The organism is Streptomyces yatensis (genome assembly GCF_018069625.1).
Taxonomy (GTDB): Bacteria; Actinomycetota; Actinomycetes; order Streptomycetales; family Streptomycetaceae; genus Streptomyces; species Streptomyces yatensis.
Genome location: NZ_CP072941.1, coordinates 663014 through 682590, shown reverse-complemented (window position 1 = coordinate 682590; position 19577 = coordinate 663014). Strand labels below are relative to the sequence as shown.

Below are 19577 nucleotides of genomic sequence, written 5' to 3'. Positions count from 1 at the left end.
ACCGGCACACCGCCCTGACGATGGATCATTTACATGGCGAGTGCATGAACGACCCCCGAACACACACCACTTCGGGTCCAGGGGCCGTCGCGGTCAGCAGACGCCGTCGCCCGGCTTCGGATTCCCGAGCCCGAAGAGCGGCCGCAGCTTCAGCCCGGCCCAGGTGCCGAGGAGGGCGAAGCCGCCCCAGACCCAGCCGTGCAGGCTGCCGGAGGCGATGCCCGCGAGGTAGGCGCCGATGTTGCAGCCGCCCGCGAGCCGGGCACCGATGCCCATCAGCACCCCGCCGAGCACCGCCGCGGTCGCCGTCCGCCACGGCACGCCGCGGTGCAGGGTCCAGGTGCCGCCGAGCGCCGCGGCGACCGCCGCGCCGATCATGATGCCGATGTCGGTGAGACTGGTCTTGTCGGCGAGCACCGGCCCGGCGAGCATCTCCTTGTTGCCGGGCTGCTGCCACCAGGACCAGCTCTCCGGATGGCCGCCGAGCGCTCGCACCAGCTCCGCTCCCCACAGGCTGAAGGCACTGGTGACGCCCCACGCGCCGCCCGAGACGAGCAGCACCCCGGCGCCCAGCACGGCCAGCGCCAGGGCGCCGACCGCCAGCGGCCAGGAGCCGCGCAGGACACGGGCGGCGGCACCGCGCGCGGAGGGCACCGCACCGATCGGCGGCGGGTTGCGGCGGGCCTGGACGCTACGGCTGATCAGGACGATGGCGGCGAGCACGAGGATCGTCACCGCCCAGGAGCCGAACCAGCCGATGTGGTCCGCCATGACGACCGGCTCCAGCGACGGCAGGTCCTTCCACAGGTCGAACTGCCAGGCGGCCAGGGTCGCACCGCCGATGAAACCGCCGAGCGTGAGCACGATCGAGGTCTGCCCCGAGCCGACCGCGAAGAGGGTGCCGGAGGCGCAGGCCCCACCGAGCTGCATGCCGACGGCGAAGACGAACGACCCGATCAGCAGCCCGAAACCCAGCGGTCCGCCCGAGGGCGCCGGTACGGATCCGAACAGCCCGGTCTTGGTGCCGATGAGCAGGGCGAACAGCGTGGCCGTGGTGCCGAGCAGCAGAGCGTGGGCGCGCAGGCCGGTGCCGTTGCCGACGGCGACCAGCTGCCGCCAGGCGGAGGTGAAGCCGAAGCGGGAGTGGAAGAGGGCGATGCCCAGGGCGAGGCCGAGCAGCAGCAGAACGCCGGGCTTGGCCCCGTGGGCGGACCAGACATACGCGGTCAGCGCCGCGCCGAGCAGCCCGGACACGGCGAGCGGCACCCTCCGCACCGGCGGCGCGGCGGGCGCCTTTGGCCGGGGCACGGAGGTGGGTGAGGGGGACAGCAGTGCGGCGGTCTTCGCTGCCTCGGCGGGCGGGGCGGTGGTCACGTGCGGACTCCGGAGACGTTCGAAAGGGGGGCATCACGCTGGGCGGGCGGGCCCGGCCGGGCGGCGCGGCGCCCGGCGGCGGCGCGCGGTGGGGAAACCGGCCGGTCCGGCTCAGCGGCGACAGAGGCCGTCGTCGACGCACCACGCCGAGTTCGCGAACAGCGCGAGACACAGCGGATGGGCGGGTGCGGACATGGAGACCAGGATATGGTCCGGATTTCAAAAACTGGACCCCGGTCTCAGCATGTGATCTGTGGAGTCAGCCACAGACCGATCCCGGGACGGTCAGTGCCCGGCCGGTGCCAGATGTGCGCGCTCGCCCTGCGCGCCGAACAGCGTGAGCACCTCCACGGGCCGGCTGTCGGCACTGCCGATCCAGTGCGGTACGCGGGTGTCGAACTCCGCCGCCTCCCCGGCGCCGAGCCGGAACTCCCGCTCGCCGAGCACGAACCTGGCGTGTCCGTCGAGGACGTAGAACCACTCGTATCCCTCGTGGGTCTGCAGCTTCATCGTGGGTGACCGGCCGGCGGGCGGATAGATCACCTTGTACGCCTGGATACCGCCGGCCCGCCTGGTCAGCGGCACCATCACCAGCCCGGATCGCCGCACCGGCCGCAGGTGGATGCGCGGGTCGCCGGTGGGCGGCGCCGCGACGAGATCGTCGAGCGGAACGCCGTGCGCCCGGGCCAGCGGCAGCAGCTGCTCCAGCGTGGGGCGGAGCTTGCCGTTCTCGAGACGGGACAGGGTGCTCGCCGTGAGGCCGGTTTCGTTGGCCAGCGCCGCCAGTGTGGCGCTCCGCGCCCGGCGCAGGGCACGCAGCCGCGGTCCCACTCCGGCCAGCACGTCTTCCGCGGGGTTGTCTGGGTGGTCCATCCGGCTGTCCATCCCCTCGATGATGCGGATCCGCAACGTTTCTTGCAAGAGCGAAATGGTGGCCCCGAGGCTGTCGGTACATCACCGGCGTCGACGGCGCGTATCGGAGCGCGCTCGGCACACCGGCCGACGAAGGGGCGACTGAGATGGATTCCACGCAAGGCCGACGACCCACCGCCCACGCCGGGCACCAGGGCACGGCGGACACGGACGCCGAGCAGTTCTGGGAGCGGCACTACGGCACCCGGCGCGGCTGGGACGCGCATGTCAACCCGCTGCTCGCCGAGACCGCCGCGCCGCTGCGCCCCGGTGCCGCCCTGGATCTGGGCTGTGGCCCCGGCGGCGACGCCATCTGGCTGGCCCAGCGGGGCTGGCACGTCACCGCCGTGGACATCTCCACCACGGCCGTCGAACGGGTGCGGGAGCGCGCCCGCGATCTCGGCGTCGGGGACCGGGTCGCCACCGAACAGCACGATCTGGCCGGGAGCTTCCCGGCCGGCCAGTTCGATCTGGTCTCCGCCCAGTACTTCCACACCCCGTTCTCGCTGCCCCGCGGCCGAGTCCTGCGCACCGCCGCGGGGGCGCTGCGCCCCGGCGGTCTCCTGCTGATCGTCGACCACGGCTCCACCGCGCCCTGGTCGTGGAACCAGGACCCCGGCATCCACTACCCCACGCCCACCGAGGTCGCCGCCGAGCTCGATCTCGACCCCGCGCAGTGGTCCGTGCTGCGCGCCGAGATGCCCGGCCGCGAGGCCACCGGACCCGCTGGTGAGCGCGCCACCGTCATCGACAACGTCCTGCTCGTCCAGCGGCGCGACCGCCGGATGGCCGCCTGAACCCCACGACTTCACGACCGCGGAGGAGCGACTCGATGCAGGAAAGCAGTGCCCGGCGACCCCGGACCCGCAGGAAGGAAACCGGCCCTCCGGCGACCGGCCCCGACGAGAAGGCCACCCTCCGGGGCTTCCTCGACTATCTGCGGGACTCGGTCGCGGACAAGGTCGCGGGCGTACCGGAACCGCAGGTCCGAACGGGCGGGGTGCCCTCGGGCACCAGCCTCCTCGGACTGCTCAAACACCTGGCGTTCGTCGAGCGGTTCTCCTTCCTCGGCGAGGACGCCGGCGACTGGCCCGCGACCATGCGGCCGTCCGCCGAGGACACCGTCGACGGCGTGCTCGCCGACTACCGCGAGACGGTCGAGCGGGCGAACCGCGTCATCGACGCCTGCCCCGATCTGACGCTCCCCGCTCCGCGGGCCCCGCGCCGGGGATCGGCACCGTCGATGCGCTGGGTCCTGGTGCACATGATCGAGGAGACCGGCCGGCACGCCGGACACGCCGATATCCTCCGCGAGCGCATCGACGGATCCACCGGCCGCTGACACCGGCTGCCGCTCACGAGGGCCTGTCGTCGCCCCGCTCGGCATCATCCGCGAGGCCGACGTACATCGAGTGGTGGAGCTCGGCGACATGGTCGTGGAGGAGGCCCGCCGCCGAGGCGGCGTCCCGCGCGCCGAGCGCGGCCCGGATGGCCCTGTGCTGCTCGTTGCTGCTGCGGAGGTAGCCCATCGGGTACGGCAGGAAGTACGCGTACAGCTCCCCGGTGACCCGCTGGTACATCGCCAGGGCGGCGGACAGTCCGGCGCCCTCGGCGAGGGCCAGATGGAACCGTTGGTCACTCGCGTGGAACTCGGCCCAGCTCTCGGCCGCGTCCATCTCCCGGATGCACTGATCGAGCCGGTCGAGCCCGCTCCGATCGAGCCGTTCGGCGGCCAGATGCGCGAACCCGGCCTCCAGCACGATGCGTTCGTCGATCAGCCGGTGGACCCGTTCGCTGTCCTCCCGGTACGCGGCGACCTGCGCCACGGTGCGGCGGCGGGGCCGCTCCGCGATGAAGGTGCCGCCCGTGCGCCCCGGGCGCCGCTCGACCACGCCTTCGCGCTCCAGGGTGCCGAAGGCCCGGCGGACGGTGATCTCGCCGACCCCGAGCGCCGCCGCCGTGGCCTGCACATTGGGCAGCCGCTCACCGGGTGCCAGCAGGCCCAGGTCGACCGCCAGGGAGATCCGGGCCCGAACGGTGTCCACTGCGCTGGTGCGGCGGATCGCGGCGAGGGCGCTGCTGGTCAGGGCGCTCGGTGCGCCGGACGGTTCCTGGGTCGCCATGCCCTCAGGGTAGGGCCCGCTCATATGGCCTCCCAGCCTCCCAACGGCCTTCGTACGGGGGCCGTCGCTTTGCGGAACCGTGACCTCCGGGGGTTTACCTGATCAAAGTGAGCATGTTTTTATGACTCGCATTCACCCCTGGACGCCCACTCCAAAGGCACTGATGAAGATCTCCGGACTGCAGACGGCGGGAACGCCCGGCGACGTCGACGCCAACCTCCACGAACTGGACGCGGCGTGCCGCCGGGCCCGTGCCGAAGGCGCCGAACTGCTGATCACCACCGAGTTGTTCGTCACCGGCTACGACATCGGGGACGCCGTCCGGGACCTGGCCCGCACCGACCTGCTGTCACCGGCACGCGAGCTGGCCGCTTCCCACGGCATCGCGCTCGTCCTCGGGGCGCCCGAGTACGACTCCGGCGCCTACTACAACAGCGCCTTCTTCATCGACCCGGCCGGAGCCATCCTCGGCCGGCACCGCAAGAACCATCTCTTCGGCGAGCTCGACCGCAGGTACTTCACCCCGGGCGACCTGCCCGCCCCCGTCATCGACTACGCGGGCGTCCGGATCGCGATGCTGATCTGCTACGACGTGGAGTTCCCCGAGAACGTGCGGTCCGCCGCCCTCGCCGGCGCGGACCTCGTCGCGGTCCCGACCGCCCAGATGCAACCGTACGAGTTCATCGCCGAGCACCTGCTGAGGGTGCGTGCCTGGGAAAACCAGATCTACATCGCCTACGTCAACCATGACGGCGACGAGGGTTCACTGCGCTACGTCGGCCGCAGCTCCATCGTGAGCCCGTCGGCGACCGTGCTGGACAGCGTCGAACACGGCAACCGGCTGCTCTTCGCCACCGTGGAACCACACACGGTCCGGCAGGCGCGCAAGGCCAATCCGTACCTGGCCGACCTCAGGCCAGACCTCTTCACCCCCCCGTCCGCCCGCGCCACCAAGGACCCGTCATGCTGACCGACTCCGACGCGCACACCTCCACCCGGCAACCGGCACACGCGAATCTGTCGGGGCGGCTCGGCACCGGTGCCATCGTCTTCATGGTGATCGCCGCCGCCGCGCCCCTGACGGTGGTCGGCGGCAATGTCCCGCTCGCCATCGCGGGCGGCCCTGGCGCCGGAGCCCCCGTGGGCTTCGCCCTCGCCTCGATGGTCCTGCTGGTGTTCGCGGTCGGCTTCGTCACCATGACGCCCCACGTTCGGCAGGCCGGCGCCTTCTACGCCTACGCCACCCGTGGCCTGGGGGACCGCGTCGGAGTGGGCACGGCCGCGGTCGCGCTCGTCGCGTACACCGCGATCCAGGTCGGCGTCTACGGCTACCTGGGCTGGGCCGTCAACGACGTCCTGCACACCTTCGGCGGGCCCACCCTGCCCTGGTGGGTGTGGGCACTCGCGGCCCTGTGCATCGTGGCCCTCCTCGGCTACCGCCATATCGACCTCAGCTCCAAGGTCCTCGGTGTCGCACTCGTCCTGGAGATCGTGGTGGTGCTGGTCCTGGACGCGGGGATCTTCGCCCGGGGCGGCGCCCACGGTGTCAATGTCGAGTCGTTCACCCCGCATGCGGCGTTCTCCGGACCGCTGGGCGTGGCCGTGCTGTTCGCGATCACCGGATTCATCGGATTCGAGGCCACCGCCGTCTTCCGGGACGAGGCCCGTGACCCGGAGCGGACCATACCCCGGGCCACCTACCTCGCCGTCCTGATCATCGGCGCCTTCTACACGGTGTCCTGCTGGGCGCTGGTCCTGGCGGCGGGCACCGACGACGCCCCGGCCGTGGCCCAGAAGACCCTGGACAGCCAGGGCAACATGCTCATGGACACCGCCCAGGCCTACGTCGGCACCGCGCTGCGGGACGTCATGCAGGTACTGCTGCTCAGCAGCCTCTTCGCCTGCGTGCTGTCCTTCCACAACGTCATCGCCCGCTACACCTTCACCCTCGCCCGCCAGGACCTCCTCCCCGCACGGCTGGGCGCCGTCCACCCGCGCCACCACTCGCCGTCCGTCTCCTCGGTCGTCCAGACCCTCACCGCGCTGGTCCTGGTCGTCGCCTGCGCCGCCATCGGACTGGATCCGCTGGTGGGTGTCTTCGGCTCCATGGCGGGGTTGGCCACGGTGGGCATGATCCTGCTCATGCTCATCACATCCGTCGCCGTGGTCGTCTTCTTCGCGCGCAACGTCCAGCTCTCCGCGGGCAGGCCCTGGCAGACCCGGATCGCCCCGGTGCTGGCCGTGGCCGGTCTGCTGACCGCGCTGTGGCTGGTGTTCTCCAACTTCACCCTCGTCACCGGTGGTGGCATGGGCGTGAGCATCGTCCTCGGCGTCATCCCCTTCCTGGCGCTGATCGCCGGCCTGGTCCGTGGGCCTCAGGGCTCGCGGGGGCGTATGTGAGACGCGGACTCCGCCCGGCCGTCACGACGGCCGGGCGGAGTGTCAGACCGCGGTCCGCTCCACGGGGATCCACAGCTCCGCGTCCGCCCGCGCCGCGTCCCGCGACAGCCGGGTGCGCAGCATCTCCGGCCCCGGCCTGCTCTGGTACGGGTTGGACGGGAACCACTGGGTGAAGACGTCCCGCCACAAGTGCTGGAGCGCCTGCGGGAACGGCCCGGAGCTCTCGAAGACCGCCCAGGTCCCCGCCGGGACGACCAGCTCGTCCAGGTCCTCCGGCGCGGCGGCCCCCGTCACCACCGCGTGGTAGTAGTCGAGTTCGGTGCCCTCCGCCCGGCTCGGGTCGAGGTTGTCGCTCACTCCCAGGATCCCCTCCGGCTCCTGATCGGACAGGGCGGCGATCCGCTCCAGCGTCTCCTGGTCGATACTTCGGATGAACTCCGCGATCCGCGGATTGACCCCCTCATGGACGAGCGGGACCCGGACCTTCTTGCCGACCACCTGGAATCGCTCCTTCTCCACGACCCGGTATCGCATGCTGCTGCTCCCTTCGACAACGAGGCGGAAGGACATCCGCGGTTGGGAGTGCAGTACGGCACCTGCCCGCCGGGCGTCGCCCGGCCCCACCCCGTGCATGGCCCGGAACGCACGCGCGAACGCCTCGCCCGACCCGTAGCCGTAGCGCACCGCGATCTCCAGGAGCGTCCGCTCCCCGGCGAGCACCTCGGCCCCCGCGATGGTGAGCCTCCTGCGCCGGATGTACTCCGACAGCGGGATCCCCGCCAGCGCGGAGAAGAGCCGGCGGAAGTGGTACTCCGACGTCATCGCGATCCGCGCCAACTCGGCCGTCTCGATCCGCTGATCGAGATGCGACTCGATGTGTTCCAGGGCCTCGTTCAGCCGCTCCAGCACCTCGGTCTCCTTCCCTGACGCCCCTTACGTTAGGAAGTCCGCACCCTGCCCGACCCGACATCCTGTGCCCGCTCCGGTCGGGTGCGCGGGATCGCCCTGTACGCCCGTTCGGTCACCGTTTCATCACAACGGTGACCCGGCTCTCCCACCTCGCCGCCCCGGCGCCGCATGATGCACCCCACCATCGACGCCCCTGGGAGACATATGCGCACCCGTACCCTCGAAGCCGCGGCCGTCATCGCCATCACCCTGCTGCTGACCGGCTGTTCCGGCGGTGGTGACACGGGCGACAAGAGCGACCCGAGCGGCACCCCGGCCGCCGCCGAGAAGGCCGAGGTCACCCAGCGCTGTGTCGATGCCATCGCCGACCGCGCCGCCGCCCACAAGGGCGGAGCGGTCCGCTCCCACCCCGTCCCCGGACCGTGCGCCCGGCTGTCGGACGCCGACTACCTGGACGCCTACATGGCAGGTCTCGAGCAGGCACACCGTGTCGCGCAGAAGGCGTCTCAGGGCGAATCCGGCAAGGCGGCCGACGGTGCGGGGAACTGACCCACCGCCCGGGACTCGGCCCGGCTCAGATGGTCGGCGCAGGAATCCCGTGCGCTCGACCGCGAGCCGTCCGGGCACAGGACGTTCTCCCAGGTCGTCGTCGAGATGTCGGCATCCCGCAGCCGCGCGCCGCGCAGATCGGAGTCGGACACCGTGGCGCCGGCCAGATCGGCGCCGGCCAGATCTGCTCCGTTGAGGCCGACATGGGTGAGGGACGCCGCCCGCAGCTCCACGCCGTCCAGCTGTGCGCCCTCCAGGCTGACGTCGGTGAGCAGACCCCTGTCGAGCCTCGCGTCGCGGAGATCGGCGCCGCGCAGGTCGACCTGCGAGAGGGTGGCGGAGCCGAGGTCCACCCGCCGGAGGTCGGCGCCCCGCAGATCGACGTTCTCCAGCGACACCCCGACCAGCCGCGCCGCGTAGAGATTGCCGCGCCGCAGATTGGCCTCGGACACCAGCCCGGTCAGGGTGGACCGTTCGAGGTTGACGCACCGCAGCTTCTTCTGCCACAGATCGCCACCGGCCACGGTGCGGCTGGAGAGATCCTTGCCCGTGCGGCCGGAACAGCTCCGGCCATGGTCGTCGTGCTCCCCGCATCCGGCGAGCAGGGCGGACGACAGGACGGTCACGATGAGGCAGGAGAGCGAACGGGGCCAACGCGTGGTCATGGGCCGACCCACCACGGCTGTCAGACGCCGATCAGGTCCACCAGATCGTCGGCATGCTCCTCCTCTTCCTCCAGGATCGACTCCATCAGCCGGCGGGTGGTGGGGTCGTGTTCACCCAGCCACCGGATGATCTCCTGATAGCTGGCGATCACGATGCGCTCGGCGAGCAGATTGTGCTCCAGCATCGCCTTCAGGTCGTTGTCCGGTGGTGTGGTGTAGTCGGTGTGGGCGCGCCGGGCCAGCGAGGCGGGGTCGAAGTCGGGGTCGGCGCCGAGCTGGGAGACGCGTTCGGCGGCGCGCAGCGCGTGCTGCATCTCCTCCCTCGCGTGCTCGGTGAACTCCGAGGAGACTTGGGCGCGGTCGATCCCGCTGGCGGAGATGGCGTGGCGGGTGTAGCGCAGCCAGCACACCACCTCGGTGGCGATGACGTCATTGAGGATGCCGATGACCCGGTCCTTGTCCAGACCGTAGGTGTCCGTCACCGGTCCGGCCGCCATCTTGCGGCGTGCCTCGTCGCGGATCCTGGTCACGTCCAGCACGAAGTCGTCGCTCATCAGTGCCCTCTCTGCTCTTCTCGGGTTGGGCGAGTGTTCCCCGCAATGGCCCGGAGGGCATCGGGCGGAGCGGGAAGATGACTGGATCGCCGTACAGCGCCAGCCGATCGGCGGTATCCGGCCGATGAACGGGGCTGAGACTTCGGCGCCGGCCGGGCTGTGGGCCCGGCCGGCGCCGATCAGTCGAGGGCGGGGTCAGCCTCCGTGGCCGGACTCCGGCACGTTCGTCCCCGCCGACAGGACCCGGTCCGGGCGGATCGGCAGGTTGCGGTGGCGGACGCCGGTGGCGTGCCACACCGCGTTGGCGATGGCCGCCGCGGCTCCCACGATGCCGATCTCACCGACGCCCTTGATGCCCACCGGGTCGTCCGGGTCCGGGTCGTCCACCCAGTCCGCCTCGATGAGCGGCACATCGGCGTTCGCGGCGAAATGATAGCCCGCGAGGTCCGGGCCGACATGGCCGCCCGAGGCCCGGTCCCGCACCGCCTCCTCGTGCAGGGCCATGGAAATGCCCCAGGTCATCCCGCCGACGAGCTGGTTGCGCGCGGTCAGCGGGTTGACGATCCGGCCCGCCGCGAAGATCCCGAGCATCCTCCGCACCCGGACCTCTCCGCTGGTGACGTCCACGGCCACCTCGGCGAACTGCGCCCCGAAGGAGTGCCGTTCCTTCTGCGCGAGGGCGCCGATCGCCTCGGCGGTGTCGGACCGCGCGGTGATCCCCTCGGGCGGGATGTCGCCGCCCAGGGCCAGCCGCTCGCGCAGCTCGCGCACCGCGATCGACACCGCCCACGCCCAGGAGCGCATGCCCATCGAGCCACCGGCGATCATCGCCGGGCCGAGGTCGCTGTCCGCCATGACCACCCGGACCCGGTCCGGATCCACGGCCAGCCCGTCCGCGGCCACCAGGGCGATGCCGGTCCGGGCGCCGGTCCCGATGTCCGCCGCGTTGATGCGCACGGTGAAGGTGCCGTCCGCCTCGGCCGTCACGCCCGCCGTGGACGGGCCGGCCCCGGAGTGGAAGCTGGCCGCCGCCATACCCGTGCCGAGCAGCCACCGTCCCTCGCGGCGCAGCCCCGGACGCGGATCCCGGTCCGCCCAGCCGAACCGGCGGGCGCCCTCCTCGTAGCAGGCCACCAGATTGCGGCTGCTGAACGGCAGGCCGGAGACGGGGCCCCGGTCGGGTTCATTGCGGACGCGCAGCGCGATCGGGTCGATGCCGGACGCCTCGGCGAGTTCGTCGAGCGCGCACTCCAGCGCGAACGAGCCCGGTGCCTCGCCGGGTGCGCGCATGAAGGTCGGGGTCGGCACGTCGAGCCGTACGACCCGGTCGCTGGTGTGGTGCGCCTCGGCGTCGTACATCACGCGCCCCACCGTGGCGCTGCGCTCGATGAACTCGTGCACGGTCGAGGTGACGCACTCCGACCGGTGGTCGAGCGCGCGCAGCCGCCCCGACGCGTCGGCGCCGAGCCGGACCCGCTGCGCGGTGGGGCTGCGATAGCCGATGGTCGAGAACATCTGGCGGCGGGTCATGACGACGCGGACCGGACGGTCGAGGACGGTCGCGGCCATGGCGGCGGCCACCTGGTGCGGGCGGACCGTCTTGGAGCCGAAGCCGCCGCCGACGTGCTCGGACCGGACCCGCACCGACTCCGCGTCGAGCGAGAAGATCTGCGCGAGCTCACCGGCCACGTACGTCGTGCCCTGATTGGAGTCGAGGACCTCGAGCCGGCCGCCGTCCCAGCGGGCCGTCGCCGCGTGCGGCTCCATGGGGTTGTGGTGCTCTTCCGGGGTGGTGTACTCGGCGTCCACGACGAACGTGGCGGCGGCGAGTTCGGCCTCGATGTCGCCCTTCGTCGTCTCCGCCGCACCGAACGGCGAGTCCCCGGGGGTGTACACATCGGGGTGTCCGGCGAAGAAGTCGATGTCGTGCGACTCCTGGTCGTACTGGACCACCAGCGCTTCCGCGGCCTCCCTGGCCTGCTCGGGCCGCTCGGCGACGACCAGCGCCACCGGCCAGCCCCGGAAGGGGACACGGTCGTGCTGGAAGACCCCGATGATCGGGTCGGGGGGCCCGATCATGCCCATGTAGTCCAGGCTGACGCGCGGGGCGTTCTCATGGTGGAGGACCGCGAGGACACCGGGCATGGCCAGGACGGTGTCGGCCTCGACCGAGCGGACCCGGCCACGGGCGATGGTGGACAACACCAGCCAGCCGTGGGCGAGTTCGGGCAGCGGGATGTCGCCCGAGTAGCGGGCCGCCCCGGTGACCTTTTCCCTGCCCTCGACGCGGGTGCGCGCGGTGCCCAGAGCCCCCGTCGTCGTGGTGGTTCCGGTCGTCGTGGTCATCGGGCGGCCTCCTCGGCGAGTTCGGTCAGCTGGGCCACGACGAGGTTGCGCATCAGCGGCACCTTGTATCCGTTGTGGGGCAGCGCCTCGGCGGCGGCCAGTTCCGCGTCCGCGGCGGCGGCGAACGCCTCGGCGGTCGCCGGGCCTCCGGTCAGCGCCCGCTCGGCCTCCAGGGCCCGCCACGGCCGGGAGGCGACCGCTCCGAAGGCGAGGCGGACCTCGTGCACGACGCCGTCCCGGACGTCGAGGGCGGCGGCGATCGAGCCGATCGCGAAGGCGTAGGACGCGCGCTCGCGGACCTTGCGGTAGCGGGAGTGCGCGGCGACCGGGGCCGGGGGCAGGGTGACGCCGGTGATCAGCGCGCCGGAGGGCAGCGCCGTCTCCAGGTGCGGGGTGTCGCCCACGGGCAGATAGAAGTCCGCGAGCGGCAACTCGCCCGGCCCGTCGGCCGTTTCGTACCGTACGACGGCGTCGAAGGCGGCGAGCGCGACCCCCATGTCCGAGGGGTGGGTGGCCACGCAGTGCTCGGAGGCGCCGAGGATCGCGTGGTTGTGGTGCTCACCCTCGATGGCCGGGCAGCCGCTGCCGGGGAGGCGCTTGTTGCAGGGCCCGGCCACATCGGTGAAGTAGCCGCAGCGGGTGCGCTGGAGCAGGTTCCCGCCCACGGTGGCCATGTTGCGCAGCTGCCCGGACGCACCGGCCAGGACGGCCTGGGCGAGGGCCGGGTAGCGGCGCCGTACCTCGGGGTGGGCGGCGAGATCGCTGTTGGTGACGGTGGCCCCGATGAGCAGACCGCCGTCCGGCGTCGCCTCGATGCCGTCCAGGGGCAGTTCGCGGACGTCGACGAGGCGTCCCGGCCGCTCGATGCCGGTCTTCATCAGATCGACCAGATTGGTGCCGCCGCCGAGGAACCGTGCGTCGGGGTCGGCGCCGAGTGCGGCGATCGCCTCGGGGACGTCGAGGACGCGCTGGTAGCCGAACTCCTTCATGCGACGGCCTCCTCGGTCCCGGTCGCCTGCGCCTCGGCCGCCTGCGCGACCGCCTGCACGATCGACACGTACGCGCCGCAGCGGCACAGGTTGCCGCTCATCCGCTCCCGGATCTCATCGGCGGTCAGTGGTGGGGGCCCCGCTTCGGGGCGGACGTCGTCGGTGACGGCGCTCGGCCAGCCCGCCGCGTGTTCCTCGATCACGGCGAGGGCGGAGCAGATCTGCCCCGGGGTGCAGTAGCCGCACTGGTAGCCGTCGAGGTCGAGGAAGGCCTGCTGTACCGGATGCAGCCGGTCGCCGTCGGCCACGCCCTCGATCGTGGTGACATCGCGGCCCTCGGCCGCCACCGCGAGCTGCAGGCAGGAGACGGCCCGGCGGCCGTCGAGCAGTACCGTGCAAGCCCCGCACTGCCCCTGGTCGCAGCCCTTCTTGGTACCGGTGAGATCGAGATGCTCACGCAGGGCGTCGAGCAGGGTGGTGCGGTGGTCGACGGGCAGCGTGTACTTCTCGCCATTGATGGTCAGCGTGATGACGCTGGACGTCGATGGGGCCATGATCAGCCTTCTTTCGCGGATGTGGTGCGCGTCGAAGTCGTCCGATGAGGAGGTCCCGGGGGGTGGGAATGCGTGAGAATGCCGGTCGGCGCTCGGTTCCGGCCATCCCCACGGGCCGTTTCAGCCGGTAAGGTGGACCTAAACGGACACTTGTCCGCTGTGCATGAAACCTAGCGGACAGCTGTCCGGTCGGCAAGGTCGGCGCTTTTGAGGTGTCCGGAAGGAGGACGAGTGCGGGTGGAGAAGGACGCGCGTCTGCGCTCGGACGCGCAGGCCAACCGCGAGCGCATCCTGGAAGTGGCGCTGGCGGAACTGACCCGTTCGGCCGATGTCCCCCTGAGCGCCATCGCGAAGAAGGCGGGCGTCGGGCAGGGAACGCTGTACCGCAACTTCCCCAGCCGCGAGGCCCTCGTGCTGGAGATCTACCGCCACGAGATGCTGCAGGTCGCGGACGTCGCGGCCGAGCTGCTCCGGACCCGCGCGCCCGATCAGGCGCTGCGGGAGTGGATGGGGCACCTCGCCCGGTTCGCCTTGGCCAAGGCCGGTCTGGCCGACGCGCTGCACAAGGCCCTCAGTACCGCCTGCGGCCAGAAGAAACCCGGACATGGCCAGCTGACCGAGGCCGTGGCGCTTCTGCTGAAGGCGAACGAGGAGGTCGGCACGATCCGCCCGGACGTGACCACCGACGACTTCCTGCTCGCCATCTCCGGTCTGTGGCAGATCAGCCCCGATGACGAGGGGCCGGTGCGCGCCAGACGGCTGCTGGACCTGGTCATGGACGGACTGCGCGTGGGCGCGCCCGCGGCGGCCCGGCGGGGGCCGACGGCCGACACGGAGAGCTGAGCCGGCGGTCGGGGACAGGCCGACGGGGGCACGGCCGGGACCGTGCCCCCGTGCGTGCGGGATCAGCCCGAGGTGGGAGGCGCGGTGCGCGGCCGGGGCGGGAACCCGGCGGTGCGGTAGCACTCATCGATCAGGGACATGGTGGTCAGCGCGTCCTCCGCGTCCAGTGGCAGCGGCGCGCCGTGCCGCAGCCGAGCGGCGTACGCCTCCAGCTGGTAGGTGTACGACGAGCGCTTGCCCAGCTCCTCGGTCCGCTCACCCGTGCCCGTGCGCACCAGGACGCGGTCGTCCAGATGGGGCTGGACGAAGTTCACGGCCGTCGCCTCGCCCCGCGAGCCGACGATCCGCAGGCTCATGCGAAAGTCCCCGTACGCCATATGGCAGCGGGCCGACCCGGTGGCGCCGCCCGGGAAGGCCAGTTCGGCGTCCAGCCACTCGTCGACGTCCGGTGCGCCCTGCCGTGCGCCGCCGCGGGCGGTGACCAGGCGCGGGGGACCGCCGGCCCAGGGGGCGAGGGTGGCTTGCGCGTGCAGGCTGTAGCAGCCCAGGTCCATGAGGGCGCCCCCGGCCAGCGGGAGGGACCAGCGGGGGTCGGACCCGGGCGGAGCGGGCATGGCGACCATCGTCTCGGCATGCCGCAACTCCCCGAGTTCCCCGGAATCCAGCAGTTCGTGGAGGCGGCGGGTGACCGGGTGGAAGAGGTAGTGGAACCCCTCCATGAAGACGGTGCCCGCCTTGGCCGCCGCGTCGCGCACCTCCGTGGCCTCCTCGGTGTTGCTCGCCGAGGGCTTCTCGCTCAGGACGTGCTTGCCCGCGGCGAGGGCGGCGAGGTTCCACGGGCCGTGCAGGCTGTTGGCCAGCGGGTTGTAGACCACCTCCACCTCGGGGTCGCCGATCACCTCGGCGTAGGAGCCGAGGACGCGCTCGACGCCGTGCTCGGCGGCGAAGGCATCGGCCCGGCTCCGGGTGCGGGCGGCCACCGCGACGAGCCGGTGGCCACCCGCACGGGCGGGGCCGACGAGGGAGAGCGCGGAGATCCGGGCGGCGCCCAGGATCCCGATGCGCAGCGGCTCGGCTGTCGTCATGCCTTCCGTACCTCTTCCATGCTCACGGGGCGGTGCTCGTGCAGGGACAGCGTGCATGCCTCGGCGATCCAGCCGGCCTCGACGGCGTCGGCCACGGTGCAGGGGGAGGGCCGCAGGCCCGCCGTCACCTCGGTGAAGGCGGTGAGCTCGGCCCGGTAGGCGGTGGCGAAGCGGTCCATGAAGAAGTGGTGCGGTGTGCCGCCGGGGAAGGTGGCGCCCGGTTCGACGGAGCGCAGCGGCAGCCCGTCCTCCAGGCCCGCGGCGATGCTGTCCGTCATGCCGTGGAGCTCCAGGCGCGCGTCGTAACCGCGGGGATTGTGGCGGGTGTTGGAGACCACGGCGAGGGTGCCGTCGTCCAGGGTGAGGAGGGCGGAGGCGGTGTCCACGTCTCCGGCGGCCGCGATGTACTCGGCGCCGCGGTTGGCACCCGTCGCGTAGACCTCGGTGACCTCGCGGCCGGTGATCCAGCGGATGGTGTCGAAGTCGTGCACGGCGCAGTCGCGGAAGATGCCGCCGGAGACGGCCACATAGGCGGCCGGAGGCGGCTCGGGGTCCAAGGTGGTGGACCGCACGGTGGTCAGCGGCCCCAGCTCACCGCTGACCACCGCCTTCCGCGCCGCCACATACCCGGGGTCGAAGCGCCGGTTGTAGCCGATGTGGACCTCCACGCCGCTGTCCTTCACCGCGCGCAGGACGTCGAGGCTCTCCTCGATCGTGCGCGCCACCGGCTTCTCGCAGAAGACCGGGACGCCCGCCCGTACGGCGGCGAGGATGAGCTCGGGGTGGGCGTCGGTCGCGGCGGCGATCACGACGCCGTCCACACCGGCGGCGAGCAGGGCCTCCGGCGAGGCGACCGCCCGGGCGCCGAACCGCTCGGCGGCGGTGGTGGCGGCCGCGGCGACCGGATCGGTGACCACGAGGGAGTCCACCGCGTCGAGCGTGGACAGGGTCTCGGCGTGGAAGGCGCCGATCCGGCCCAGGCCCATGATGCCGATACGCATGAGGAGTTTGCCCTTTCTGACGGTGCGGGTTGTGGCGGAGCGGTTTTCGGCGGTGCCGCTTGTGAGGGTGCGGCGCGGCGGATCAGCCGAGTCCGCCGACGACGATCTGGTCCCAGTCGATGACCGAGCCGGTGACGACGCCGCTGCGGTCGGAGAGCAGCAGGACGACGAAATCGGCGATCTCGTCGACCTGGCCGAGCTTGCCCATCGGCTGGGCGCGGGCCGCCTCGTCGCGCCAGTCGTCGCCGGCGCCGTGGAAGGCGCGCTGGACGGCGTCCTCGCCCTCGGTCTCGGTCCAGCCGATGTTGAGGCCGTTGATCCTGACCCGGTCCCAGCGGTGCGCGTGGGCGGCGTTGCGGGTCAGGCCCGCGAGCCCGGCCTTCGCGGCGGAGTACGGCGCCAGGAACGGATACCCGCCGTGTGCGCAGTTGGAGATGATGTTGACGACGGTGCCCGGAGCCTTCCTGGCCACCATGTCCGCGACGGCGGCCTGCATGGCGAAGAACGGGGCGCGCAGATTGATCGCGATATGCGCGTCGAAGAGCTCCGGGGTGGTGTCCAGCAGCGTCCCGCGGGAGGTGAGCCCCGCGGAGTTGACCAGGCAGTCGATCCTGCCGTGGGCCGCCACCACCTCCGCCACGCTGCCCCGTGCCTGCGCGGGATCGGCCAGATCGGCGCGGACGAAGGAGGCGGTGGCCCCCTGGGCGGTGAGTTCCCCGGCCAGTGGCTCGCCGACGTCGGGGCGGCGGCCGGTGAAGGCGACCGTGGCCCCTTCACGGGTGGCGGCGCGGACGATGCCGGCGCCGACTCCCTGGCTGCCGCCGTTGACCATCACGATCTTGTCCTGCAGCAGTCCCATGAGCGGTCCGTCTCCTTCAGCTCTCGCGGCGCTCGGCGGCGGCCCGCAGTGCGGCGCGCAGGGTGTCCGGGGTCCAGTCCCGCTCCAGGGCGCGCCGGACGAGGTCGGCCTGGGAGTCCGGGGCGAGGCCGCCGACCGGCGGGTCGAGGTCGAGGTTGGTGGGGAAGGGGTAGCCCTCGGCGCAGGCCGCGACGACGTTGTGCAGCCAGTCCCCGGAGGCGCCGTCCGCCTTGCGCCGCCGCAGCACGGGGAAGACGGCGTCGACCACCGCCGCACGGTTGACGGTCTCCATGGCGCGGCCGAAGGCGGAGGAGATCTGCAGCAGGTTCGCCATCCGCCGGATGTCCGTGGAGCGATTGTGTCCGGCGGCGTGGAAGAGCGCGGGGTTGAAGAAGACCGCGTCGCCCGCCTCCAGCGGCAGCTGGACGTGGTGCTCGGCGAAGTAGTCCATGAACTCCGGGCGGCGCCAGGCCAGGTAGCCGGGCTCGTACGCCTGCGAGTACGGCAGGTAGAGCGTCGGGCCGGACTCGACGGGCATGGGGCAGTGGGCGACCGCGCCCTGCAGGGTCAGCACGGGGGAGAGCCGGTGGACATGGGCCGGATAGGCCGCGGCCGCCGCCTCGGAGAGGAAGCCGAGGTGGTAGTCGCGGTGCACGCTCTGCGCCGCGCCGCCCGGGTTGACCTGGTTGATCTGTGAGGTGATCTGGTAGCCGGGGCCCAGCCAGGCGGTGGCCACCAGGGCGAGGAGGTCGTTGGCGTAGTAGTCGGCGAAGACCTCCGGTGCGCTCAGGGCCAGCTTCTCCAGCGCGTTCCAGACCCGGTCGTTGGTGCCGGGCCTGGCGAAGTGGTCACCGCGGGCGGAACCCGCCGCCCGTTCGTCCTCGATCAGCGTCGTGAACGCCTCGGTGGCCCGGTCGAGGACCGACGGGTCGGGGAAGGCGCCCTTGAACACCACGATGCCGGGGCCGTCCAGCAGGGCGTCCACCAGTTCCGCCTGCGCCTCCCGGCGGCCGTGTGCCGTGGCGGCCCGGGCGCGCAGGCGCTCGCCGTCGTAGAGGGGGACGTTCTGTTCCACGGCGTCGGCGCCGGGGTGGTCGCCGGGGTCGGTGGTCCGCTCGACCAGGGCGCGGAAGGCGTCGAGACTGCAGTCGGCCTCACTGAACCAGGCAGGAGACCTCGGAGCTACGAGGGACATGATGCTTTCCGATCCTTCCCGTGGGCTGCGGCTTTCTGTCAGTGTTGTGATCGGCCGAGCATCGGGCAATGCTCAGCAGCCCATCAAAAACCCCTCAGGGAGGCACGCCGATGTCCCATCCGTATCCGATCCGGGAGATCGCCCGGCAGGCCGGCCTGAGCGAGGCCACCGTCGACCGGGTGCTGCACAACCGGGGCGGCGTGCGCGAGAGCACCAGCCGGGAGGTCCACCAGGCGATCAAGGACCTGGACCGGCAGCGGACCCAGCTCCGCATCGGCGGCCGCACCTTCATGATCGACATCGTGATGCAGGCACCGGAGCGCTTCTCCCTGGCCGTCCGCGCCGCCCTGGAGGCGGAGCTGCCGGCGCTGCGCCCCGCGGTCATGCGGTCGCGCTTCCACTTCCGCGAGACCGGTCCGGTCGAGGAGCTGATCGCCACCCTGGACCGCATCGCCGAGCGCGGCGGATCCCAGGGGATCGTCCTGAAGGCGCCCGACGTCCCGGAGGTCACGGCCGCCGTCGGGCGCCTGGCCGCCGTGGGCATACCGGTCGTGACCCTGGTGACCGATCTGCCCGGCAGCGCGCGCCGGTCCTACGTCGGCATCGACAACCGCGCCGCCGGTGCCACCGCCGCGTACCTTCTGGGACAGTGGCTCGGCGACCGCCCGGGCAATGTGCTCACCACCATCAGCCGCGGCTTCTTCCGTGGGGAGGAGGAACGCGAGATGGGGTTCCGCAGCGCCCTGCGCAACGCCCATCCCGGGCGCACACTGGTCGAGGTCACCGACAGCGACGGTCTGGACGCCACCCAGCGCGAGCTGGTCCTGCGGGCGCTGCGCCACGACCCGGAGATCCGGGCGGTCTACTCGATCGGCGGCGGCAACACCGCGACGATTCACGCCTTCGAGGAACTGGGCCGCGCCTATGAGGTGTTCATCGCCCACGACCTCGACCACGACAACACCCGGCTGCTGCGCGAGCGCCGGCTGTCCGCGGTGCTCCACCACGACCTGCGCCAGGACATGCGCCGCGCCTGCCAGATCATCATGCGGGCCCACGGGGCCCTGCCCGACGACGGCCCCGTCCTGCCCTCGCCCATCCAGGTCGTCACGCCGTACAACATGCCGTCCGACGCGGCCTGAGACGCCCGCCATCGGCACCCTCCGGTCCGCTTGGCGATATTCCGTTGAACCATGTCCCTCGTGCCACTGGGAGCCGT

Annotated in this window: 20 protein-coding genes; 7 read left to right on the top strand and 13 right to left on the bottom strand. The window is 72.0% G+C overall.

Annotated features, from left to right (window positions below):
• Window positions 1-93 precede the first annotated feature (93 nt).
• Entirely contained in the window at window positions 94-1374 is a 1281-nt protein-coding gene (locus tag J8403_RS02940; protein WP_211121707.1) for a YeeE/YedE family protein, read from the bottom strand.
• 285 nt (window positions 1375-1659) lie between these two features.
• Complete coding sequence (locus J8403_RS02935) at window positions 1660-2247, bottom strand: helix-turn-helix domain-containing protein (RefSeq protein ID WP_211128052.1); 588 nt, start codon at window positions 2245-2247, stop codon at window positions 1660-1662.
• A gap of 146 nt (window positions 2248-2393) precedes the next feature.
• Between J8403_RS02935 and J8403_RS02930 the strand changes: the two genes are divergently transcribed.
• Both J8403_RS02930 and J8403_RS02925 read left to right on the top strand, forming a co-directional pair.
• Window positions 2394-3083, top strand: a complete 690-nt coding sequence (locus tag J8403_RS02930; RefSeq protein WP_211121706.1) for a class I SAM-dependent methyltransferase — start codon at window positions 2394-2396, stop codon at window positions 3081-3083.
• Window positions 3084-3118: 35 nt separating this feature from the next.
• Window positions 3119-3628 carry a DinB family protein gene (locus J8403_RS02925; protein WP_211121705.1) on the top strand — a complete coding sequence of 170 codons (510 nt, stop codon included), beginning with the start codon at window positions 3119-3121 and terminating at the stop codon, window positions 3626-3628.
• A gap of 13 nt (window positions 3629-3641) precedes the next feature.
• Here J8403_RS02925 and J8403_RS02920 read toward each other — a convergent pair whose 3' ends face one another.
• On the bottom strand, window positions 3642-4409 hold the full coding sequence (locus J8403_RS02920; protein WP_211121704.1) for a FadR/GntR family transcriptional regulator: 768 nt from the start codon (window positions 4407-4409) through the stop codon (window positions 3642-3644).
• A 121-nt stretch (window positions 4410-4530) separates the two neighbouring features.
• Here J8403_RS02920 and J8403_RS02915 point away from each other — a divergent pair, with 121 nt between their 5' ends.
• Complete coding sequence (locus J8403_RS02915) at window positions 4531-5379, top strand: carbon-nitrogen hydrolase family protein (protein ID WP_211121703.1); 849 nt, start codon at window positions 4531-4533, stop codon at window positions 5377-5379.
• Window positions 5373-6809 carry an APC family permease gene (locus tag J8403_RS02910; RefSeq protein ID WP_211121702.1) on the top strand — a complete coding sequence of 479 codons (1437 nt, stop codon included), beginning with the start codon at window positions 5373-5375 and terminating at the stop codon, window positions 6807-6809. The genes J8403_RS02915 and J8403_RS02910 overlap by 7 nt, the downstream gene beginning before the upstream one ends.
• Window positions 6810-6851: 42 nt before the next feature.
• Here J8403_RS02910 and J8403_RS02905 read toward each other — a convergent pair whose 3' ends face one another.
• Entirely contained in the window at window positions 6852-7718 is an 867-nt protein-coding gene (locus J8403_RS02905; RefSeq protein ID WP_211121701.1) for an AraC family transcriptional regulator, read from the bottom strand.
• A gap of 204 nt (window positions 7719-7922) precedes the next feature.
• Here J8403_RS02905 and J8403_RS02900 point away from each other — a divergent pair, with 204 nt between their 5' ends.
• Complete coding sequence (locus J8403_RS02900; RefSeq protein WP_211121700.1) at window positions 7923-8267, top strand: hypothetical protein; 345 nt, start codon at window positions 7923-7925, stop codon at window positions 8265-8267.
• On the opposite strand, the gene J8403_RS02895 is transcribed toward J8403_RS02900, so the two are convergent.
• The 5 genes from J8403_RS02895 to J8403_RS02875 form a co-directional block, all read right to left on the bottom strand.
• Window positions 8225-8932, bottom strand: coding sequence for a pentapeptide repeat-containing protein (locus J8403_RS02895; protein ID WP_211121699.1), 708 nt, complete (start codon window positions 8930-8932; stop codon window positions 8225-8227). The genes J8403_RS02900 and J8403_RS02895 overlap by 43 nt on opposite strands.
• A gap of 20 nt (window positions 8933-8952) precedes the next feature.
• Entirely contained in the window at window positions 8953-9486 is a 534-nt protein-coding gene (locus J8403_RS02890) for a ferritin-like domain-containing protein (protein WP_211121698.1), read from the bottom strand.
• A 195-nt stretch (window positions 9487-9681) separates the two neighbouring features.
• Window positions 9682-11832 carry a xanthine dehydrogenase family protein molybdopterin-binding subunit gene (locus tag J8403_RS02885; RefSeq protein WP_211121697.1) on the bottom strand — a complete coding sequence of 717 codons (2151 nt, stop codon included), beginning with the start codon at window positions 11830-11832 and terminating at the stop codon, window positions 9682-9684.
• Window positions 11829-12821, bottom strand: a complete 993-nt coding sequence (locus tag J8403_RS02880) for an FAD binding domain-containing protein (protein ID WP_211121696.1) — start codon at window positions 12819-12821, stop codon at window positions 11829-11831. Before J8403_RS02880 ends, J8403_RS02885 begins: the two co-directional genes overlap by 4 nt.
• Entirely contained in the window at window positions 12818-13375 is a 558-nt protein-coding gene (locus J8403_RS02875) for a 2Fe-2S iron-sulfur cluster-binding protein (protein ID WP_211121695.1), read from the bottom strand. Before J8403_RS02875 ends, J8403_RS02880 begins: the two co-directional genes overlap by 4 nt.
• Before the next feature lie 231 nt (window positions 13376-13606).
• On the opposite strand from J8403_RS02875, the gene J8403_RS02870 reads away from it, so the two are divergent.
• Complete coding sequence (locus J8403_RS02870) at window positions 13607-14218, top strand: TetR/AcrR family transcriptional regulator (RefSeq protein WP_211121694.1); 612 nt, start codon at window positions 13607-13609, stop codon at window positions 14216-14218.
• 62 nt (window positions 14219-14280) lie between these two features.
• On the opposite strand, the gene J8403_RS02865 is transcribed toward J8403_RS02870, so the two are convergent.
• From J8403_RS02865 to J8403_RS02850, 4 genes are all read right to left on the bottom strand, one after another.
• Window positions 14281-15303, bottom strand: coding sequence for a Gfo/Idh/MocA family protein (locus J8403_RS02865; protein WP_211121693.1), 1023 nt, complete (start codon window positions 15301-15303; stop codon window positions 14281-14283).
• Window positions 15300-16304: a Gfo/Idh/MocA family protein gene (locus J8403_RS02860; protein WP_211121692.1), complete on the bottom strand. Its 1005-nt coding sequence runs from the start codon at window positions 16302-16304 to the stop codon at window positions 15300-15302. The genes J8403_RS02865 and J8403_RS02860 overlap by 4 nt, the downstream gene beginning before the upstream one ends.
• Window positions 16305-16386: 82 nt before the next feature.
• On the bottom strand, window positions 16387-17163 hold the full coding sequence (locus J8403_RS02855) for an SDR family oxidoreductase (RefSeq protein ID WP_211121691.1): 777 nt from the start codon (window positions 17161-17163) through the stop codon (window positions 16387-16389).
• A 16-nt stretch (window positions 17164-17179) separates the two neighbouring features.
• Window positions 17180-18358, bottom strand: coding sequence for a phytanoyl-CoA dioxygenase family protein (locus J8403_RS02850; RefSeq protein WP_211121690.1), 1179 nt, complete (start codon window positions 18356-18358; stop codon window positions 17180-17182).
• A gap of 110 nt (window positions 18359-18468) precedes the next feature.
• Between J8403_RS02850 and J8403_RS02845 the strand changes: the two genes are divergently transcribed.
• Window positions 18469-19500 carry a LacI family DNA-binding transcriptional regulator gene (locus tag J8403_RS02845; protein ID WP_211121689.1) on the top strand — a complete coding sequence of 344 codons (1032 nt, stop codon included), beginning with the start codon at window positions 18469-18471 and terminating at the stop codon, window positions 19498-19500.
• Window positions 19501-19577: the final 77 nt, after the last annotated feature.

Excerpts from the sequence above, each read along its gene's own strand:
- J8403_RS02875 (WP_211121695.1), bottom strand. The coding sequence starts at position 13,375 with ATGGCCCCATCGACGTCCAGCGTCATCACGCTGACCATCAATGGCGAG.
- J8403_RS02890 (WP_211121698.1), bottom strand. The coding sequence starts at position 9,486 with ATGAGCGACGACTTCGTGCTGGACGTGACCAGGATCCGCGACGAGGCA.
- J8403_RS02910 (WP_211121702.1), top strand. The coding sequence starts at position 5,373 with ATGCTGACCGACTCCGACGCGCACACCTCCACCCGGCAACCGGCACAC.
- J8403_RS02920 (WP_211121704.1), bottom strand. The coding sequence starts at position 4,409 with ATGGCGACCCAGGAACCGTCCGGCGCACCGAGCGCCCTGACCAGCAGC.
- J8403_RS02935 (WP_211128052.1), bottom strand. The coding sequence starts at position 2,247 with ATGGACCACCCAGACAACCCCGCGGAAGACGTGCTGGCCGGAGTGGGA.
- J8403_RS02900 (WP_211121700.1), top strand. The coding sequence starts at position 7,923 with ATGCGCACCCGTACCCTCGAAGCCGCGGCCGTCATCGCCATCACCCTG.
- J8403_RS02845 (WP_211121689.1), top strand. The coding sequence starts at position 18,469 with ATGTCCCATCCGTATCCGATCCGGGAGATCGCCCGGCAGGCCGGCCTG.
- J8403_RS02930 (WP_211121706.1), top strand. The coding sequence starts at position 2,394 with ATGGATTCCACGCAAGGCCGACGACCCACCGCCCACGCCGGGCACCAG.
- J8403_RS02855 (WP_211121691.1), bottom strand. The coding sequence starts at position 17,163 with ATGGGACTGCTGCAGGACAAGATCGTGATGGTCAACGGCGGCAGCCAG.
- J8403_RS02885 (WP_211121697.1), bottom strand. The coding sequence starts at position 11,832 with ATGACCACGACGACCGGAACCACCACGACGACGGGGGCTCTGGGCACC.
- J8403_RS02915 (WP_211121703.1), top strand. The coding sequence starts at position 4,531 with ATGACTCGCATTCACCCCTGGACGCCCACTCCAAAGGCACTGATGAAG.
- J8403_RS02925 (WP_211121705.1), top strand. The coding sequence starts at position 3,119 with ATGCAGGAAAGCAGTGCCCGGCGACCCCGGACCCGCAGGAAGGAAACC.
- J8403_RS02850 (WP_211121690.1), bottom strand. The coding sequence starts at position 18,358 with ATGTCCCTCGTAGCTCCGAGGTCTCCTGCCTGGTTCAGTGAGGCCGAC.
- J8403_RS02865 (WP_211121693.1), bottom strand. The coding sequence starts at position 15,303 with ATGACGACAGCCGAGCCGCTGCGCATCGGGATCCTGGGCGCCGCCCGG.
- J8403_RS02895 (WP_211121699.1), bottom strand. The coding sequence starts at position 8,932 with ATGACCACGCGTTGGCCCCGTTCGCTCTCCTGCCTCATCGTGACCGTC.
- J8403_RS02860 (WP_211121692.1), bottom strand. The coding sequence starts at position 16,304 with ATGCGTATCGGCATCATGGGCCTGGGCCGGATCGGCGCCTTCCACGCC.
- J8403_RS02880 (WP_211121696.1), bottom strand. The coding sequence starts at position 12,821 with ATGAAGGAGTTCGGCTACCAGCGCGTCCTCGACGTCCCCGAGGCGATC.